Raw genomic sequence first — 17,718 nt, forward strand, 5'->3', positions numbered from 1 at the left:
TCAGGCAGACGATTGTACCCGAGCGTCGGCGCGCCCCTCGCGCCGCGGCGCCTACTTGTTGACCAGCTTGGCGGGCACCGTGTACGTCAGCAGGGCGCCCATCAGCAGCACGCCGGCCAGCACGAACATCGCCAGGTTGGTGCTTTGCGTCGCGTCCTTGATGAGCCCGATCATGTAGGGGCTCAGGAAGCCGGCGAGGTTGGCGAAGGAGTTGATCATCGCGATGCCCGCAGCCGCGCCGGCACCCGACAGGATCGCGGTCGGCAGGCTCCAGAACAGCGGCGAAGTCGCGAGGCTGCCGCCGGCCGCGAGCGCCAAGGCGGCGAGAGACCACGCCACGTTGTCGCTGAACACGGCGCTCAGCATCAGGCCCGTGGCGCCGCAGCAGAAGGGCACGATCAAGTGCCAGCGGCGCTCGCGCATCCGGTCGGAGCTGCGGCTGACGAGAATCATCGAGCAGACCGCGACCGAGAACGGCACGGCGGTCAGCAGGCCGATATGCAGCGCACCCGATACGCCGGACTGCTTGATCAGCGTCGGCAGCCAGAACGTCAGCCCGTACTGGCCCATCACCGTGCAGAAGCAGATGAAGGCCATCTTGACGATGCGCGTATCGGCGAACAGCGCGCGCAGCGTCGGGTGCGCGTCCTTGGTCTGGCGTTCGTTGGCGATATTGCGTTCGAGCAGGGCCTTCTCCGATTCGGTCAGCCACTTGGCGGCGCGGATGTTGTTGTCGAGGTAGAACATCACCGCCACGCCGACCAGCAGCGAGGGGATGGCCTCGATCAGGAACATCCATTGCCAGCCGCGCAGCCCCGATACGCCCTGCATCGATTCCATGATCCAGCCCGACAGCGGTCCGCCGAAGATGCCCGACACCGGGATCGCGCACATGAACAGCGCCACCATCCTGGCGCGGCGGTGCGACGGAAACCAGTAGGTCAAATACAGGATCATGCCGGGATAGAAGCCGGCCTCCGCGGCGCCGAGCAGCAGGCGCAGCACGTAAAACTGCGTCGGCGTGGTGACGAACATCATCGCCGCCGAGATCAGCGCCCAGGTAATCATGATGCGCGAGATGGTCGCCTTGGCGCCGATCCTGTGCATCAGCATGTTGCTGGGCACCTCGAAGAAGAAGTAGCCGATGAAGAAGAGACCCGCACCCAGGCCGTACATCGCTTCGCTGAACTGCAGGTCGGCGAGCATGTGGAGCTTGGCGAAGCCGACGTTCACGCGGTCGAGGTAGGCGACGACGTAGCACAGCATCAGGAAGGGCAGCAGTCGCCAGGCCACCTTGCGGTAGAGCGCGTTCTCTTGCGCGATGGCCGGGATGTCGGCCGCGGACGCCGGCGTAATCGCCGGGCCGGCTTGGTAGGGTGTCATGGCAGGTCTCTTCGTGTCTGTTGTGTCGCCGGGTGGGATTGCAACTGGTATGACCAGTATGATTTTTACATCAGGGCGCAACAATAACGCCTGCATGCGCCCCCACAAATCAGCGTTTACCCGCCGATTTCCGGCATTGACACGGAAACGTCATATCGTAATACTGGTAAGACCAGTCTGCGAACCTGATTCTGCCCAGCCATGCCTATTCCGACCGAACCGCTGTCCCTGATTGCACAACCGCTGACCGCCGATGCCTTCGCGCCGTTCGGCGACGTCATCGAAAGCGATGGCCACGCGCCCATCGCCATCAATCGCGGCATGTGTCATCGCTTTCACGACCTTGCCGAGGTCGACGTGTCCTCGAACGAGGGACGCCCGCTGATCAATCTGTTCGAATCGCAACCCTATGCGCTGCCGCTGGTACTGACCTCGTTTGAGCGGCACCCGCTCGGCAGCCAGGCGTTCATTCCGCTGGGGGATGCGCGGTTCCTCGTCGTGGTGGCGCCGCCTGGCGACACGGTCGAGCCGCATGCGGTGCGGGCCTTCGTCACCAACGGCCGGCAAGGCGTCAACTATCGGAAGGGCGTGTGGCACCACTCGCTGATCGTGACGGAAGGCGTGGCGCGGTTCATCGTCGTGGACCGCGGCGGGCCCGGGAACAACTGCGACGAACTGGATCTGTCCGGCGGCGCCACGCTGCGGCTGGACTTGCCGAGGACCGAGCGGGAAGGGGCGTCGGGAATGGAAGCCACGTTGTTTTGAGTTGCGGGCCGCCGTAAGCGATGTCCGTCGGTGGCGCCCGCGCGGAAGCATCAGAGGCGGGGCCAGCGTCCGCCTTCAAGTTTGCGACGACAGGTCGACGTTATGTCGCCGGAATAGCGGCGCCATGTCTCGCCGACGTATTGCGCTACTCATACTGCAGCAAGATATCCAGCTGCTCCGGAAACATCCGCCAGCTTGCGTTCCATCACGCGCTTCGCGTCGAGCACGCCCTCGTTGTAGGCATGCGACCGCACCAGCTTGTACAGCTTCTCGGCAAAGGGCACCACTTCCATATTGCCGACCGATACCTGAAGCTCGCTGTCCAATAGATCGCGGACCGCGGAGGAAAATTGGATCAGGTCGAATTTGTCGTTGTGCATGAGATTCCCGGATCGTTGAAATTGGACTGGTCCCATCCTCAGTCTTGCTCCCGGAAATGTAATTCATCTGACGGCGCCGAAGGCATTGACGAGCCAGGCGGGCCGCCGCCGCTTGACCGCCAGCTCGCTGGTCAGCATCGTCGGGCCCGAAGGGCATTGACCCGAATATCGTCAGGACCCTGCACGATGCCTTCAGAAATGCGACGCCGGATCCGACATACCTGAGGTCGATGGAGGCCGTCGACCTCGAGCCGGTCTACCTGAGCAGCGAGCAATATGCGAAGTTCCCCCGCCGAGCAGTTGGAGGTCGAAAGACGGACCGTGCAGCCGCTCGATATCAAGCTGAACTGACGAGGGTTAGGCGGAACAGCGGCACGACCGAAACCGGCCGCGCCGAGCGGCGATGGCCAGGTTTTCCAGGGCCGTCACGGTCGGTATGCGATCATTGGCCGCAACCGCAGAACCCGCTTTCCCCATTAATGCTGTTGAAGTCTCTTTCCAGATTCCGCCGTTCGCAAACCGATCCAGCGCCAGAAGTCGCCATCATCGTCCCCTGCTACAACCAGGCGGGCGTGATCGCCGACACGCTCAAATCGGTGCAGCGCCAGACCTACCGGCACTGGCGCTGCATCGTGGTCGACGACGGCTCCACCGACGATACCGCGCAGCGCGTGCAGGCCTTCGTGCAGAAGGATCGCCGCTTCACCTATATCCGCAAGCAGAACGGCGGCGTGGCGTCGGCGCGCAATCTCGGTATCCGGCTGACCGGCGGCGAATACATCGTGCCGCTGGATGGCGATGACAAAATCCATCCCGACTACCTGCGCCGCGCGCTTGCGCATTTCCGCAGGCATCCGGACACCGCGCTGGTCTACTGTCAGGTCAAGCGATTCGGCGCGAAAAAAGGCAAATGGCGGCTGCCCGAGTACAGCTATCAACGGCTGCTGTTCGAGAACATGATCCACAACTGCGCGGTGTATCCGCGCGCGTTGTACGACCGGACCTCCGGCTATTCCGAAGCGATGAAGCACGGCTTCGAGGACTGGGAGTTCTATATCCGTTTGCTGGAGCCCGAGGCCAAGGTGCATCGGATCGATGCGCCGCTGTTCTACTACCGCATCAGCAAGCGTTCGCGAACGACGCAACAGCTGGCGGGCGGCCACGAGCGCGAATCGTTGGCGACGATCTATCGCAACAACACCGAGGCCTATTCCGACGTCGTGGCCGATCCGATTTCCAGCTTCAAGACGGCGCGCCAACTGTTCCTGCCCGACGTGGTGCGGCGCTACAAGCGGCAGCGCACGCGCATGCATCTGGGCTATCTGGCGGTGATTTTGCTGCTCGCGGTGCAGGCGTTCGATTGAATCGGTAGAACGGCGGGGTGATGCCCTTCCAGGTCGTCGACCCATTCGTTCCCGAAATTACAGCACCGCACCAGGCCTGCGACCAGTGGTATTACCGAGCGGTAATTTTTTCCTTGACGATGCGTGGTTCCCATATAAAATTACCGAGCGGTAATATCAGGGGCGCAAGATGGCAGCGGAGAAGCAAAACTTCCCAAGCGGTAACTTGGCCGCCGGCGGCATCGTGGTTCACAGCTCGGCCGAACTCGGCGCCGCCATTCGCCAGCGCCGAGAGCAGCTCGAACTGAAGCAAACCGATCTCGCCGGTCTCGGCGGTACCGGCAACCGCTTTGTCATCGAACTGGAGCGGGGCAAGCCGACGGTCCAGCTGCAGAAGGTTCTCGACATCATGGACTTGCTCGGGCTGGAAGTGGTCGTGAAGCCGAAGACCAGCGGAGGCTTGTGATGGCCCGGCCCGAACGGCTCAGCGTCCTGTGGGGCGATGAAGTGGTCGGCACCATCCACGATACCGCGCCATTGGCCTTTGCCTATTCGCCAGCGTGGCTTGCCAGGGAGGACCGCTTCCCGGTCGCCGCCATTCCGCTGCTGCCGGGGCAGCAGGACGCCGAGGTCGTGCAGGCCTTCTTCGAGAACCTGCTGCCCGAGGGGGAATTGCGCGACTATCTCGCGCAGCAGAAGAAGGCGTCCACCTTGTTTTCGATGCTCCTGGAGGTGGCGGGGGGACACGGCCGGCGCCTTCGTCATCGTGCCCGAAGGCGAAACGCCGAAGCCTCCCACGTACCAGGCGACCTCATGGCAGGCGCTGGGCGCGGCGCTGAGCAAGCCGTCTGCGACTGCCGTCGATCTGAAGGGCGCCCGCGCGCGGATCTCGCTCGCGGGCGCACAGGACAAGACCAGCCTGGCGATCTTCGAGGATGGCATCCCGCGCCTTCCTCGCGGCGTCGCGCCGTCGACGCATATCCTGAAGCCGGACATCAAGCGCCTCGCCAAGGTATGGCAGTCGGCCGCGAACGAAACCATCGTGATGCGCGTTGCCGCGGAGTGTGGATTGCCTGCCGCCGAAGTGTTCTATGAACCGATGACGCGAGCATGCGTCGTGCGGCGCTTCGACAGATACCAGCGGCCGGATGGAACGTTGGGACGATTGGTCCAGTACGACCTGTGCCAGTTGGCCGGCACCGTGTCCGACCGCAAGTACGAAAAGGAGGGCGGTCCCGGCATCGCGGCCTGCGCCGCTCTGATCCGGCAACGCAGCGTCCAGCCCGCGATAGACCTGCGCCACTTCCTGAACTGGATCTTCTTCAACCTCTACGTCGGCAACAACGACAGCCACGCGAAGAACCTGTCGTTGTACGTGCTGCCTGGGCAGGGCGTGAGGCTGACCCCCTTCTACGATCTGATGTGCACCCGCTTGTATGCCGGGCTGTCAGGGGGAGTTCGCGTTTTCGATCGGGGGAGAAAACCGGCCGGGCGAGATTGCGCGCCGGCACGTGGTGGCGATGGCCGAAACCCTTGGCATGCAGCCGCGCTTCGTATTGGGCCAGGCGGCGGAACTGGCGCAACGGATCCCGGGCGCGGTAGCGCGGGCGGTGGAGCAGACCTTGCCGTCGTTGCCGCATGGCGCGCGCGATCTCGCCGATCGCCTCGGCCGATTCATTCAGTCCACGACGCGCAAGGTCTCCGCTCGCATCGCAGCCTGAACCAGCCATCGCTCAATGATGGTGATGATGGTGATGCGCCCAATGGATATCGTTCGACTCCACGAACGACGCCACCGCGTCCTTGTCTCCGGTGGCGTGGCGCATCATCTCGCCGCACTTGCAGAAGCCCTGGTATGGCGTGATATGCGAGCAGGCCGATACCTTCTGCAGGTACAGGGTCACGGGCTTGTTGCACTTCTTGCACTTGAAGGTCAGCGTGCGGGCGGGTTTGGGGCTCATGGTGGTACTCGGTCAGCAGGAATTTGCCCGAAGGCGAAGGGTCCGATGATACCGCGCCGGCGGGCGGCGCCTCGGCCCGCGCTTCGGCCGGCACATCGGCCGGTACATCGGCCGGCGCATGGGCTCGTGCAGGGCGCACCGCGTCCGCCGGCGGCCGGTGCATGGGCCCGTGCAGCGGTCACCGCGTCCGCCCGCGGCCAGTGCCTAGGCCACGGCATGGGGCCGTGCAACGGCCACCCCATCCGCCCGCCGCCCCCGGTTTGCTACACTGCGCCATCCCCCTCCAACACAGTCATTTCACTGGGTAAGCCGCATGGCACAGTACGTTTATACGATGAATCGCGTGGGCAAGATCGTTCCGCCCAAGCGTCAGATCCTGAAGGATATTTCGCTGTCCTTTTTCCCCGGCGCCAAGATCGGCGTGCTCGGCCTGAACGGTTCGGGCAAGTCGACGCTGCTCAAGATCATGGCTGGCGTCGACAAGGACATCGAGGGCGAAGCGATCCCGATGCCGAATCTGAACATCGGCTATCTGTCGCAGGAGCCGCAGCTCGATCCCGAGCAGACCGTGCGTGAAGCGGTCGAGGGCGGCCTGGGCGAGGTGTTCGAGGCGCGCAAGAAGCTCGAGGAAATCTACGCGGCCTACGCCGAGCCGGATGCCGACTTCGATCAGCTGGCCGCCGACCAGGCCAAGTACGAGGCGATCCTGGCCGCCAGCGACGGCAACAATGCCGAGCAGCAGCTGGAAGTCGCGGCCGACGCGCTGCGCCTGCCGCCGTGGGACGCCAAGGTCGGTCATCTGTCGGGCGGCGAGAAGCGCCGCGTGGCGCTGTGCCGGCTGCTGCTGTCGCGCCCCGACATGCTGCTGCTGGACGAGCCGACCAACCACCTGGACGCCGAATCGGTGGAATGGCTGGAGCAGTTCCTGACCCGCTTCCCGGGCACGGTGGTCGCGGTGACCCACGATCGCTACTTCCTCGACAACGCGGCCGAGTGGATCCTGGAACTGGACCGCGGCCACGGCATTCCCTGGAAGGGCAACTACAGCTCGTGGCTGGACCAGAAGGAAAACCGGCTGAAGCAGGAAGAGTCCAGCGAGTCGGCGCGGCAGAAGGCGCTGAAGAAGGAGCTGGAGTGGGTCCGCCAGAATCCGAAGGGCCGGCAGGCCAAGTCGAAGGCGCGTCTGGCGCGTTTCGACGAGCTGAACAGCCAGGAATACCAGAAGCGCAACGAAACCCAGGAGATCTTCATTCCGGTCGGCGAGCGGCTCGGCAATGAGGTGATCGAGTTCGAGAACGTCTCGAAGGCCTACGGCGATCGGCTGCTGATCGACAACCTGAGCTTCAAGGTGCCGCCGGGCGCGATCGTCGGCGTGATCGGTCCGAACGGTGCCGGTAAATCGACGCTGTTCCGCATGCTGACCGGCAAGGAGCAGCCGGACAGCGGCACGATCAAGATCGGGCCGACCGTCAAGCTGGCCTATGTCGACCAGAGCCGCGACGCGCTCGACGGCAGCAAGACGGTGTTCGAGGAAATCTCCGGCGGCGCGGATGTGCTGACCGTGGGCCGCTACGAGACGCCCTCGCGCGCCTATATCGGCCGCTTCAACTTCAAGGGCTCGGACCAGCAGAAGCACGTCGGCACGCTGTCCGGCGGCGAGCGCGGGCGCCTGCATCTGGCCAAGACGCTGATCGCCGGCGGCAACGTGCTGCTGCTGGACGAACCGTCGAACGACCTCGACGTTGAAACGCTGCGCGCGCTGGAAGACGCGCTGCTCGAGTTCGCCGGCTGCGTGATGGTGATCTCGCACGATCGCTGGTTCCTGGACCGGATCGCGACGCATATCCTGGCCTTCGAAGGCGACTCGCACGTCGAGTTCTTCGCCGGCAACTATCAGGAGTACGAGGCCGACAAGAAGCGCCGCCTGGGCGAAGAAGCGGCCAAGCCCAAGCGCATCCGCTACAAGCCGATCGCCCGCTGAAGGCAAAGCGCTTTCCCTGTCCCCCGGCCCCTCTCCCGCCTCGCGGGAGGGGGGAAACAGTCGGAGCGCCCTTCGTTGTCAGCGCTCGTACTCGGCTCCCCTCCCCACTTGTGGGAGAGGGGAGAGGGCGGACCGCCGAGAGGGCGCCTTCGTCAGCCCGGCCACTGAAACGGCGCCGGCCGCTTCTCCAGGAACGCCTCGACCGCCTCGCGATGGTGCGCGGTGCCCATCGCCAGCGCCTGCGCATTGGCTTCCAGCTCGAGCGCGGTCGCAAGATCCCCCGTCCGCGGCCACCGCACGCTTGATCAGGCTGACCGCCATCGGCGAGGCCCCGACAAAGCTGCGCGCGATCGCATGGACGCGCTGCGCCAGCGCTTCCGGCGGATGAATCTCCATTGCAATCCCCAGCCGCAGCGCCTCCTCGGCGCCGACCTCGCGCGCCGACAGCATCAGCTCCCTGGCGCGCTGCACGCCGACCACGCGCGGCAGCGTGTGGAAGATCCCGCAATCGGGCACCAGGCCGACCTTCAGGAAGGACACGCAGAAGCGCGCCCGCGGCGTGGCAAGCAGAAAGTCCGCCGTGAGCGCAAGGCCAAAGCCCGCGCCGAAGGCCGCGCCATCGACGGCCGCAATGACCGGCTTGTCGAGGCCGATCAGGTCGCGCAGCCATCGGTGCAGATCGCCGAGCCGCTCGCGCCAGCCCTGGTTGTCCAGACCGGCGGTCGCGATATTGCGCAGGTCGCCGCCCGAGCAGAAGTGCCCGTCGGCGCCGGTCAGCACCAGCGTGCGAATGCCGTGGTCGGTCGCCACCACGTGCACCGCCTCGGCGATTTCCTCGCGCATTGCGGACCCGAGCGCGTTGCGCGTCTTCGGATCCTTCAGCGTCAGCGTGGCGACGCCGTCCCGTACCTCGAAGTCGATTCGTTCCATCGGAATTCCTCTTGCTGATGGGTTCGCGGCGCCGACGATCAGCGCCCGCCGGCCGCCATCGCCCCGCGGTAGCGCTGCCGCAATTCGTTCTTCAGCACCTTGCCGGCCGCCGACAACGGCAGCCCATCGACATAGGCGAAGCTGCGCGGACACTTGTAGCCCGCCAGCCGTTCGCGGCACCACTGCGTCAGCTCCGCCGACACCGCGGCCTCGTCCCGAGGCGCGCTGCCCTCCACGACCACCACGGCATGCACGCGCTCGCCCCAGCGCGCGTCCGGCACGCCGATCACCGCGGCCTGCGCCACGCGCGGATGGCTGCGCAGCGCGGTCTCGACTTCGCCCGAGTACACGTTCTCGCCGCCGGAAATGATCATGTCCTTGAGCCGGTCGGCGATGAACAGATAGCCGTCCTCGTCCATCCAGCCGCCGTCGCCGGTATGCAGCCAGCCATCGCGCAGCGCCTGCACGGTGGCATCCGGCTGGTTCCAGTAGCCGCGCATCACCATCGGCCCGCGCACGACGATCTCGCCGACGGTGCCGCGCGGCACTTCTTCGCCGTGCGGATCGACCACGCGGATCTCGGTGCCGAGCCCGGCGCGGCCGACCGAATGCCGGTGGCGTTCGGCGCCAGGCCCCAGACGATGATTGGCCGGCGGATTGATGCAGACGGCGGCGGCGGTCTCCGTCATGCCATAGGCCTGAAAGAACTCCGCGTCGGGCCACGCGTCGAGCGCGCGCGCCAGCAGGTCCGGCGGCATCGGTGCGGCGCCGAAGGCGATGCGGTTCAGGCTCTGCAGCCGCGCCGCGTCGAAGGCGGGATGATCGAGCAGCGACTGCAGCATGGTCGGCACCACGATGATGTCGGAGATCCGATGTGTCTCGATGGCGGACAGCACGATGTCGGCGCGAAACTGCGGCAGCGTCACGCAGCTGCCCCCGGCGATCAGCTGCCCGATCAGCCGGCCCAAACCGGCGACATGGAACAGCGGGGCAACCAGCAGCGATACGCTGTCCGGCGCATTGTTCAGTTCCGCGGCGCGCGAGATCGACGCGGCCCAGAAGTTGGCGTGCGACAGCATCACCCCCTTGGCGCGACCGGTGGTGCCGCCGGTGTAGAGGATCGCGGCCAGCGCATCGCCGCCGGTGCGCGTATCGTCGAGCGATTCCGCGCCGGCCGTTGCCGCGGCGTCGGCATCGGCCAGGAAGGTGTCGATCGGCATCACCGTGGCGAGGTCGTCGAGTTCCTCCGCCATCGCGGTCAGTTGGCGATCGGGCAGCAGCAGCCGCGCGCCGCAGTCGCCGATCGCATGGCGCAGCTCGGGCACGCTCCAGCGCGTATTGAGCGGACACGCCACCGCGCCGCGCCACCAGCACGCCAGCAGCATAGCGATCAGGCCGTCGCCGTTCTGCGCGAGCAGCGCGACGCGGTCGCCGGGTTCCACGCCGTGACGCTTCAGCGCCGCGGCGGCACGCGCCACGCGCGTACCCAGTGCAGCGAAATCGGTGGTAAGCGTGTGGCCATCGGCTACGTGGCAAAGCGCGATCTTGGCGGGATGGCGCTGTATCGCGCGGTGCAGTCCCTGGGTCAGGTACATCGCGTGGGTCTCCGGAGCTGACAACGGATCAGGCTTGCTGAAGCGGCTTGTCGAGGCGGCCGGCGTTGGCTTCGCCCAGAGCCGGCGCATCCGCGGCCTCGGCGCCTGTCTCCACGGCACGGCACTGCTCCGCCTGAATCTCCCGCCAGAGCACCTTGCCCGTACCGGACTTCGGCAGCGCACTGCGGAACTCCACGGCCCGCGGCGCCTTGTATGCCGCCATCTGTTCCCGGCACCACGCGATCAGGTCGGCCGGATCCAGCCTCGTGCCGGGCTTGAGGACGACGACCGCCTTCACCGATTCGCCCTGCCGCCTGTCGGGCACCGCGACGATGCAGGCTTCGTGAATCGCGGGATGCTGGTACAGCAGGGTCTCGACCTCGGCGGGCCAGACCTTGTAGCCGCTGACGTTGATCATCCGTTTGAGCCGGTCGCGCATGAAGAAGTAGCCTTCCTCGTCGACGCTGGCCAGGTCGCCGGTGCGGAAGAAGCGCTTGCCGTCGCGCTCGAAGAAGGACTCGCGGTTCGCCGCCTCGTCGTTCCAGTAGCCGAGCATCAGCTGGTCGCCGCTGGTCACCAGCTCGCCGACCTCGCCGGGCGGCAACGGCGCGAGCGTGGCCGGGTCGACGATGCGCGAATCGACGCCGAAGGCCGGAATGCCGAGGCACTGTCGCTTGGGCCGGTGCAGCGGATTGCAATGCAGGAAGGAGGCGGTCTCCGTCATGCCATAACCCTCGATATAGCCCAGGTCGAAGCGCGACTTCAGCATCGCGGCCACCGCCTCCGGCATCGCGGCGCCGCCGCCGTTCAGCAGCGTCAGGCTGGACAGGTCGCGTGCGCTTGCTTCCGGGTGCGCGAAGAAGTCGATCAGCATCGCCGGCGGCGCACCCCAGGTCGTCACGCGATAGCGTTCGATCAGGCGGGCCGCGGTGGCGGCGTCCCAGCGCGGCAGCATCACCACCGTCGCGCCGATCGCGATCGGCATCAGCATCGCGTTCTGCATGCCGAGCAGATGGAACAGCGGGGCCACGCCCATCACCACCGCTTCGGCATGCAGGCCGCGCCAGAGCACCGCGGAAAAGGTCGACGCCAGCAGCGTGCGGTGCGTATGCATGCAGCCCTTCGGATGGCCGGTGGTGCCGGAGGTGTAAGGCAGCACGCAGAGATCGTCGGGGCTGGCCTGTACATCCGGCGCGGGCAGCGCGGCCGCCAGCGCATCGGCCCAATATGTCAGGCGCGCGTCGTCCAGGGCCGCGCGCGGGGCGCGCACCCAGTCCGGCACGTCGAGGTCGGTATCGGCGTCGATGGCGTCGGCATAGTTGTGCACCACCACATGTCGCAAGCGATCGCTCGCCAGCGCGGGCCGCAGCGCCGGCAGCAGTTCCTGCGCGACCAGCGCGACCTGCGCGCCGCTGTCGCGCAGATAGTGGTCCAGCTCGTTGGCGGTGCACATCGCATTGACCGGCACCACCACCGCGCCGCAGCGGACGATCGCATGGAAAGCCACGACGAACTGCGGGCAGTTCTGGCTCATCAGCAGCACGCGCTCGCCCGGCCGCACACCGCCATGGCGATGCAGATGCCCGGCCAGTGCCTCGGTCTGGCGCCGCAGTTCGGCATAGCTCATCTCACGGCCGTAGAAGACGATCGCGGGCTTGTCGGGATAGCGGTCCGCCTGCACCGACAGGTTGTGGCACAGCGTGACGCGCGGCACGCGGATGCGATGCGGCAGCCCGCGCGGCCAGCTGCCGAACCACGCCGCCTGTGCCGATGGGCTGGATGGCACTGCTTCGGATGTCATGCCTGCTGGTCTCCTGTCGTTGGTCCGGCGTCTGCTTTGCGACGACGCGCGCCATTCGCCCCGATACCCCGATACCCCGATACCCCGATACCCCGATACGCCGATACGCCGATACGCCGATACGCCGATACGCCGATACGCCGATACGCCGATGCACCGATGCACCGATGCACCGATACGCCGACGCCTCAGTCTTCCATCGCCCGCGCCACGATTTCCTTCATCACCTCGTTGGCGCCGCCGTAGATGCGGCCCACGCGCGCATCGGTGTACATCCGTGCGATCGGGTATTCGTTCATATAGCCGTAGCCGCCATGCAGCTGCAGGCATTCGTCGATGACCTGGCACAGCGTCTGCGTGCTCCACCACTTGGCCATTGCGGCGGTCGGCACGTCGAGTTCGCCGCGCAGCAGCCGGCCGATGCAATCGTCGACGAAGCTGCGCGCGATGGTGGCATGGGTCTGGCACTCGGCCAGCTTGAAGCGCGTGTTCTGCATCGCCATCAGCGGCTCGCCGAACACGTGGCGCTGCGTCACATAGGCGAGGGTGTCGTCGACCGCCCGCTGCATCGTGGCCGCGGCGCCGATCGCGATCAGCAGTCGCTCGCGCGGCAACTGTTGCATCAACTGCCGGAAGCCGCGGCCTTCCTCGTTGCCGAGCAGGTTCTCGGCCGGCACCATCACGCCGTCGAAGAACAGCTCGACGGTGTCCTGGCCGCGCTGGCCGATCTTGTCGAGCAGGCGCCCGCGCTGGAAGCCGGGCAGGTCGCGCGTTTCGATCATCAATAGCGACACGCCGCTGGCGCGCGCCTCGGGATCGGTCTTGACCGCCAGGCAGACCAGGTCCGCGTGCCAGCCGTTGGTGATGAAGGTCTTGGCGCCGTTGACCAGATAGTGCCGGCCATCGCTGCTGAGGATCGCGGTGGTCTTGATCCGCTGCAGGTCGGTGCCCGCACCCGGCTCGGTCATGCCGATCGCCGCGACCATCTCGCCGCGCGCCATTGCCGGCAGCCAGCGCTGCTTCTGCGCCTCGCTGCCGTAGGCGAGCAGATAGTGCGCGACGATGCCGCTGTGCACGTTGATGCTGAAGCTGGTGATCAGCGCGCGCTGCTGCTCCTCGCAGATCACCGCTTCGTGCAGGAAGCTGCCGCCGCCTCCGCCGTAGGCCTCGGGAATGCCCGAGCACAGCAGGCCGAGCTCGCCCGCGCGGTGCCAGATTTCCCGGTCGCAATGCTTCTGTTCGACCCACGCCTTGCTGGCGCGGCACGCATTCGGTCTCGAAGAAGCGCCGCGCGGTATCGCGCAGCAGCTCCAGTTCGCTGTTCATCCAAGGACGGGACGCATGCTGGATCGTCATGGCGCGGCTCCGGTGAGAATTACGGGCGCCCGCCGCCGCAGACCAGCACCTGGCCGCTGACGTAGTTGGACTCGGGAATGCAGAACAGGTAGACCGCGCCGGCCGCTTCCTCGGGCGTGCCGCCGCGTCCCAGCGGAATCAGCGCCTCGGCGTTCTTCAGGATCTGCGGATTGACGCCGACCTTGATCTTGCGCCCCGCGATGTCGATGCTGGCGTCGGCCTGCGCATCGGCCTCGGTCAGCCGCGTCTTGATCAGGCCGAACGCGATGCTGTTGACATTGACCTTGTAGCGGCCCCATTCCTTGGCCATCGCGCGCGTCAGGCCGTTGATGCCGGCCTTGGCGGCGGCGTAGTTGGCCTGTCCCGCGTTGCCGTAGACACCGGACGTCGACGAGATATTGACGACCTTGCGGAACACCGGCGTGCCGCGTTCGGCCTCCTGCCTGGCGGCCTCGCGAATGAAGCCGGACGCGGCGCGCAGGATGCGGAAGGGCGCGGTCAGGTGCACCGCCAGGATGTCCTCCCACTGCTCGTCGCTCATCTTTTGGATCACGTTGTCCCAGGTATAGCCCGCGTTGTTGACGATGATGTCGAGGCCACCGAACTGCTCGAGCGCGCTATTGACGAAGCGGTCCGCAAAGCCCGCCTCGGTCACGCTGCCGACGCAGGCCGCCGCCTTGCCGCCGCTTGCGCGGATCGTCTCCACCACGTCCAGCGCCGGTGCCTCGTCGAGATCGTTGACCACCACGCGCGCGCCTTCCGACGCGAGCTTCAGCGCAATCTCGCGGCCGATGCCGCGGCCCGATCCCGATACCAGTGCCACCTTGTCCTGCAGCTTGCTCATGCGTCTGCTCCTCCCTGTCTCTGTGCTATTGCCGTGATATTCCGATTTGGCCAACTGTCGTCAGGGCAGCGCCACCACCGCGTCGCCGGCCACCTTGACCTCGCCGTTCTGGTCCACGGTGCTCAGTTCGATCCGCACCCACTTCTCGCCGTGCGCCTCCATCTTCTCGACCACGGTGCCGCGGCAGGTCAGCCGGTCGCCCACATGCGTGATGGCGACGAAGCGCACGCCGAAGTCGCGCAGCGCCTGCTGCGGAACCCAGTTGGTCAGCAGCCTGCCGAGATAGGCCATCGACAGCATGCCGTGCGCGAACACATCGGGCTGGCCCGCGGCGTGCGCGAAGTCGGTGTCGACGTGGATCGGGTTGTGGTCGCCCGAGGCGCCGCAATAGAGCGCCAGGGTCAGCCGCGAGACCGGTTCGGTCTCGAAGGCGGGCAGGGCGTCGCCCACCTGCAGGGCGTCGTAGCGCAGCGTTGGCATCGATCGGGCTCCGTTATCCATGGCGCATCACCGTGACCGTGCGCAGGTCGGCGACATGCGCCCCGTGCTGGTTGCTGACGCGGGTGCGGCGGACGACGAATTCGAGCGCGCCGCCCTTCTTGTCGTAGATGTCCTCGATGCATTGCTCGAAGGTCAGCCGGTCGCCCGCATAGGTCATCGCGTGATAGGTGAAGCGCTGTTCGCCGTGCAGCAGGCGGCGATAGTCCAGGCCCAGCAGTTCGCGGATCGCGGCCGGGTTGGGCGCGTCCATCTCCAGGCAGAACAGGAAGGTGGGCGGCACCGGCAGCCCCGGGTGGCCGGCATCGTGGGCGGCGGACTCGTCGGTATAGACGGGGTCGTGCTGGCCGGTGGCCTTGGCGAACAGGCGCAGCCTGCCCGCCTCCACCGGCACGGTGAAGGGCGCCATCCGGTGTCCGATGTATTGGCGATCGATCATGGTTCAGGCCGCCTGATACAGCGTCACCACGCAGGCGCCGCCGAGTCCGAGGTTGTGCTGCAGCGCGAGCCGCGCGCCTTCGACCTGGCGCTGGTCGGCCTGGCCGCGCAGCTGCCAGGTCAGCTCCGCGCACTGCGCGAGGCCGGTGGCGCCCAGCGGATGGCCCTTCGACAGCAGGCCGCCGGAGGGGTTGGTCACCACGCGGCCGCCATAGGTGTTGTTGCCCTCGAGAATGAATTTCTCCGCGGTGCCCTCGGGCGTCAGCCCCAGCGCCTCGTAGGTGATCAGCTCGTTCGCGGTGAAGCAGTCGTGCAGTTCGACCACGTCGATGTCCTCCGGCCCGATGCCGGCCATCTCGTAGACCTGCGCGGCGGCGGCGCGGCTCATGTCGTAGCCGACCAGCTGGCGCATGTCGCGCTGGGCGAAGGTGCTCGGCGTATCGGTGGTCATCGCCTGCGCGGCGATGGTGACGCGCATGTCCAGACCATGGCGACGGGCGAAGTCTTCCGAGCACAGGATCGCCGCCGCGGCGCCGCAGGTCGGCGGACAGCATTGCAGCCGCGTCAGCGGCTCGAACACCATCGGCGCGGCCATCACCTCGTCGAGCGTCACGGTGTCGCGAAAGACCGCCAGCGGATTGCGCGCGGCGTGCTGGCGCGCCTTGACCGAGATGCGCGCAAAGGTGTCGGCGCGGATGCCGTGCTGCCTGACGTAGTCGCGTCCCGCGCCGCCGAAGAATTGCGCCGCGCGCGGGGCGTTGGGGTCGTAGCCCTGCAACTCGCCCATGGTCTCGGCGAAGCGCGCCATCGGCGAGGGGCGGTCGTCATAGGCGCCCTTGAGCGCGCCGGGCACCATCTGCTCGAAGCCGAGGGCGATCGCGCATTCGACCGCGCCGCTCTGCACCGCCTGGCGCGCCAGGAACAGCGCGCTCGATCCGCTCGAGCAGTTGTTGTTCAGGTTGAAGACCGGGATGCCGGTCAGGCCGACGCGATAGATCGCCGCCTGGCCCGCGGTCGAATCGCCGTAGACGTAGCTGACGTAGGCCTGCTGCACCGCGTCGTACGGCACGCCGGCATCGTCGAGCGCCAGGCGCGCGGCCTGCTCGCCCATGACCATATAGGGCTCGCTCTTGCCCGGCTTGCTGAAGGGAATCATGCCGACACCGGCGACATGGACGTTGCGTGTCATGGTCTGGCCCTCGTTGTTTGCCTGCTGCGTGGTCCCACTTTGCCGCTCGCGCCGCGATGCGCCAATGGCCCGCGCCACCAAAGCGCTTGGCCGAAACGATCAGCGCCGCCTGCGTTTGCCGGATGCCTGGCTGCGGCGGATTCCTTCTTGCTGCTTCTTGTTGCTTCTTGTTGCGCCTTATTGCAGCTTGACGCCGATCTGGCTCAAAAACACCTTCTCGCGCGCGAACTGGTCGATCGCGTACTGGCGATACTCGGCGCTGCTCATGTACATGTCGACCTGGTCGTAGTCGGCCAGCATGCGCTGGTAGTCCGGGTCGCGCATCGCCTTGCGCAGCGCGTCATGCAGGGTCTTGAGCACGGCCGGCTCCATGCCCTTGGGCGCGACGATGCCCACCGGCGAATTGACCGTGATGTCGTAGCCCAGCTCCTTCAGCGTCGGCACGTTGGGGCGCCGCGGCAGCCGCGTGTTGCCGAGCGTGGCCAGCAGGCGGGCCTTGCCGCCGTCGACCAGCGCGCCCCAGCCCGGGTCGGAGATCACGTCGAGGTGCCCGCCGAGCAGCGCGGTGGTTTCCTCGGCCATGCCCTTGAAGGGAATGAAGTTGAACTTGACCCCGGCCGCCAGCGCGAGCCGTTCCATCGCCACGTGGCCGCCGCTGCCGATGCCGGTGGAGCCGTAGCTGATCTGGCCGGGCCGCGCCTTGGCATCGGCGAACAGGTCCTGCAGCGTTTTCCATGGCGCATCGGCGCGTACCACCAGGCCATTGGTATAGCCGGTCAGGCAGATCACATAGGTGAAGTCGCTGAGCGGATCGAAATTGACCTTCTGCAGATGCGGCAGGCGGAACAGCGTCGCGGGGGGCCACCGAGAACGTATAGCCGTCGGGCGCCGCGCTGCGCGCCATCGCGGCCGGGCCCATGGTGCCGGCGACGCCGGGCTGGTTGACCACCACCACCTGCTGCCCCATCTCCTTCGACAGCGCGTTCGCCAGCGCACGCATCTGCACGTCGGTGGCGCCGCCCGGCGGGAACGGCATGATCATCGTCAGCGTGCGAGAGGGATAGCTGTCGGACTTCGCCAGCGCCGCGGCCGGCCACGGTGCCCAGGCGCCGAGCGCGCCGCCGGCCAGGGCCCACAGTGCGCGCCGGCGCGACTTCGATGTGTCTGCCATGTCTGTCTCCTGTTCTGTGTCCGCTGGTCGACGGTCCTGCCGCCACGGTGACCACAGTCTAGGAAGGCAACGCGCGCCGATAC

15 protein-coding genes and 6 pseudogenes are annotated in these 17,718 nt (G+C 66.7%); 8 read left to right on the forward strand and 13 right to left on the reverse strand.

Annotation, left to right across the window (positions count from 1 at the left end; genetic code table 11):
• Positions 1–51: 51 nt before the first annotated feature.
• Entirely contained in the window at positions 52–1,383 is a 1,332-nt protein-coding gene (locus OJJOAM_RS10905; RefSeq protein ID WP_422647949.1) for an MFS transporter, read from the reverse strand.
• 201 nt (positions 1,384–1,584) lie between these two features.
• Between OJJOAM_RS10905 and OJJOAM_RS10910 the strand changes: the two genes are divergently transcribed.
• Positions 1,585–2,148, forward strand: a complete 564-nt coding sequence (locus OJJOAM_RS10910) for an ureidoglycolate lyase (protein WP_422647950.1) — start codon at positions 1,585–1,587, stop codon at positions 2,146–2,148.
• A 149-nt stretch (positions 2,149–2,297) separates the two neighbouring features.
• Here the strand turns inward: OJJOAM_RS10910 and OJJOAM_RS10915 are convergent, their stop codons facing one another.
• A complete protein-coding gene (locus tag OJJOAM_RS10915; RefSeq protein ID WP_422647951.1) occupies positions 2,298–2,528 on the reverse strand; it encodes a DUF2164 family protein in 231 nt (76 codons plus the stop codon).
• 179 nt (positions 2,529–2,707) lie between these two features.
• On the opposite strand from OJJOAM_RS10915, the pseudogene OJJOAM_RS10920 reads away from it, so the two are divergent.
• The 6 genes and pseudogenes from OJJOAM_RS10920 to OJJOAM_RS10945 form a co-directional block, all read left to right on the forward strand.
• Positions 2,708–2,758, forward strand: a pseudogene (locus OJJOAM_RS10920) (hypothetical protein); the annotation flags it as partial.
• Positions 2,759–3,892 (forward strand): glycosyltransferase family 2 protein, encoded by a 1,134-nt coding sequence (locus tag OJJOAM_RS10925; RefSeq protein ID WP_422647952.1) that lies wholly within the window; start codon positions 2,759–2,761, stop codon positions 3,890–3,892.
• A gap of 169 nt (positions 3,893–4,061) precedes the next feature.
• Positions 4,062–4,337, forward strand: coding sequence for a type II toxin-antitoxin system Y4mF family antitoxin (locus OJJOAM_RS10930; protein WP_422647953.1), 276 nt, complete (start codon positions 4,062–4,064; stop codon positions 4,335–4,337).
• Positions 4,337–4,537 (forward strand): annotated as a pseudogene (locus tag OJJOAM_RS10935) (HipA N-terminal domain-containing protein); the annotation flags it as partial. The gene OJJOAM_RS10930 and the pseudogene OJJOAM_RS10935, both read left to right, overlap by 1 nt.
• A gap of 100 nt (positions 4,538–4,637) precedes the next feature.
• Positions 4,638–5,252, forward strand: a pseudogene (locus OJJOAM_RS10940) (HipA domain-containing protein); the annotation flags it as partial.
• 55 nt (positions 5,253–5,307) lie between these two features.
• A complete protein-coding gene (locus tag OJJOAM_RS10945; RefSeq protein ID WP_422649639.1) occupies positions 5,308–5,592 on the forward strand; it encodes a hypothetical protein in 285 nt (94 codons plus the stop codon).
• A gap of 12 nt (positions 5,593–5,604) precedes the next feature.
• Here OJJOAM_RS10945 and OJJOAM_RS10950 read toward each other — a convergent pair whose 3' ends face one another.
• Complete coding sequence (locus OJJOAM_RS10950; protein WP_006575803.1) at positions 5,605–5,832, reverse strand: hypothetical protein; 228 nt, start codon at positions 5,830–5,832, stop codon at positions 5,605–5,607.
• Between the two features lie 313 nt (positions 5,833–6,145).
• On the opposite strand from OJJOAM_RS10950, the gene ettA reads away from it, so the two are divergent.
• Positions 6,146–7,813 (forward strand): energy-dependent translational throttle protein EttA, encoded by a 1,668-nt coding sequence (ettA, locus tag OJJOAM_RS10955; protein ID WP_422647954.1) that lies wholly within the window; start codon positions 6,146–6,148, stop codon positions 7,811–7,813.
• Between the two features lie 152 nt (positions 7,814–7,965).
• Here ettA and OJJOAM_RS10960 read toward each other — a convergent pair.
• From OJJOAM_RS10960 to OJJOAM_RS11005, 10 genes and pseudogenes are all read right to left on the reverse strand, one after another.
• Positions 7,966–8,743 (reverse strand): annotated as a pseudogene (locus OJJOAM_RS10960) (enoyl-CoA hydratase/isomerase family protein).
• 38 nt (positions 8,744–8,781) lie between these two features.
• The gene (locus OJJOAM_RS10965; RefSeq protein WP_422647955.1) at positions 8,782–10,338 is read right to left on the reverse strand and encodes a class I adenylate-forming enzyme family protein; all 1,557 of its coding nucleotides are present in this window, start codon (positions 10,336–10,338) and stop codon (positions 8,782–8,784) included.
• Positions 10,339–10,366: 28 nt separating this feature from the next.
• Positions 10,367–12,139: a long-chain-fatty-acid--CoA ligase gene (locus OJJOAM_RS10970; RefSeq protein ID WP_422647956.1), complete on the reverse strand. Its 1,773-nt coding sequence runs from the start codon at positions 12,137–12,139 to the stop codon at positions 10,367–10,369.
• Between the two features lie 188 nt (positions 12,140–12,327).
• Positions 12,328–13,495 (reverse strand): annotated as a pseudogene (locus tag OJJOAM_RS10975) (acyl-CoA dehydrogenase family protein).
• 19 nt (positions 13,496–13,514) lie between these two features.
• A complete protein-coding gene (locus tag OJJOAM_RS10980; RefSeq protein ID WP_422647957.1) occupies positions 13,515–14,339 on the reverse strand; it encodes an SDR family NAD(P)-dependent oxidoreductase in 825 nt (274 codons plus the stop codon).
• Positions 14,340–14,399: 60 nt separating this feature from the next.
• A complete protein-coding gene (locus OJJOAM_RS10985; protein WP_422647958.1) occupies positions 14,400–14,819 on the reverse strand; it encodes a MaoC family dehydratase in 420 nt (139 codons plus the stop codon).
• A gap of 13 nt (positions 14,820–14,832) precedes the next feature.
• Complete coding sequence (locus OJJOAM_RS10990) at positions 14,833–15,276, reverse strand: MaoC family dehydratase N-terminal domain-containing protein (protein ID WP_422647959.1); 444 nt, start codon at positions 15,274–15,276, stop codon at positions 14,833–14,835.
• A gap of 3 nt (positions 15,277–15,279) precedes the next feature.
• The gene (locus OJJOAM_RS10995) at positions 15,280–16,464 is read right to left on the reverse strand and encodes a lipid-transfer protein (RefSeq protein ID WP_422647960.1); all 1,185 of its coding nucleotides are present in this window, start codon (positions 16,462–16,464) and stop codon (positions 15,280–15,282) included.
• A gap of 177 nt (positions 16,465–16,641) precedes the next feature.
• Positions 16,642–17,460, reverse strand: a complete 819-nt coding sequence (locus OJJOAM_RS11000; protein WP_422647961.1) for a tripartite tricarboxylate transporter substrate binding protein — start codon at positions 17,458–17,460, stop codon at positions 16,642–16,644.
• Positions 17,384–17,635, reverse strand: a pseudogene (locus OJJOAM_RS11005) (tripartite tricarboxylate transporter substrate binding protein); the annotation flags it as partial. The pseudogene OJJOAM_RS11005 and the gene OJJOAM_RS11000, both read right to left, overlap by 77 nt.
• Between the last annotated feature and the right edge of the window lie 83 nt (positions 17,636–17,718).

The organism is Cupriavidus sp. H18C1 (assembly GCF_049311595.1).
Taxonomy (GTDB): Bacteria; Pseudomonadota; Gammaproteobacteria; order Burkholderiales; family Burkholderiaceae; genus Cupriavidus; species Cupriavidus cauae.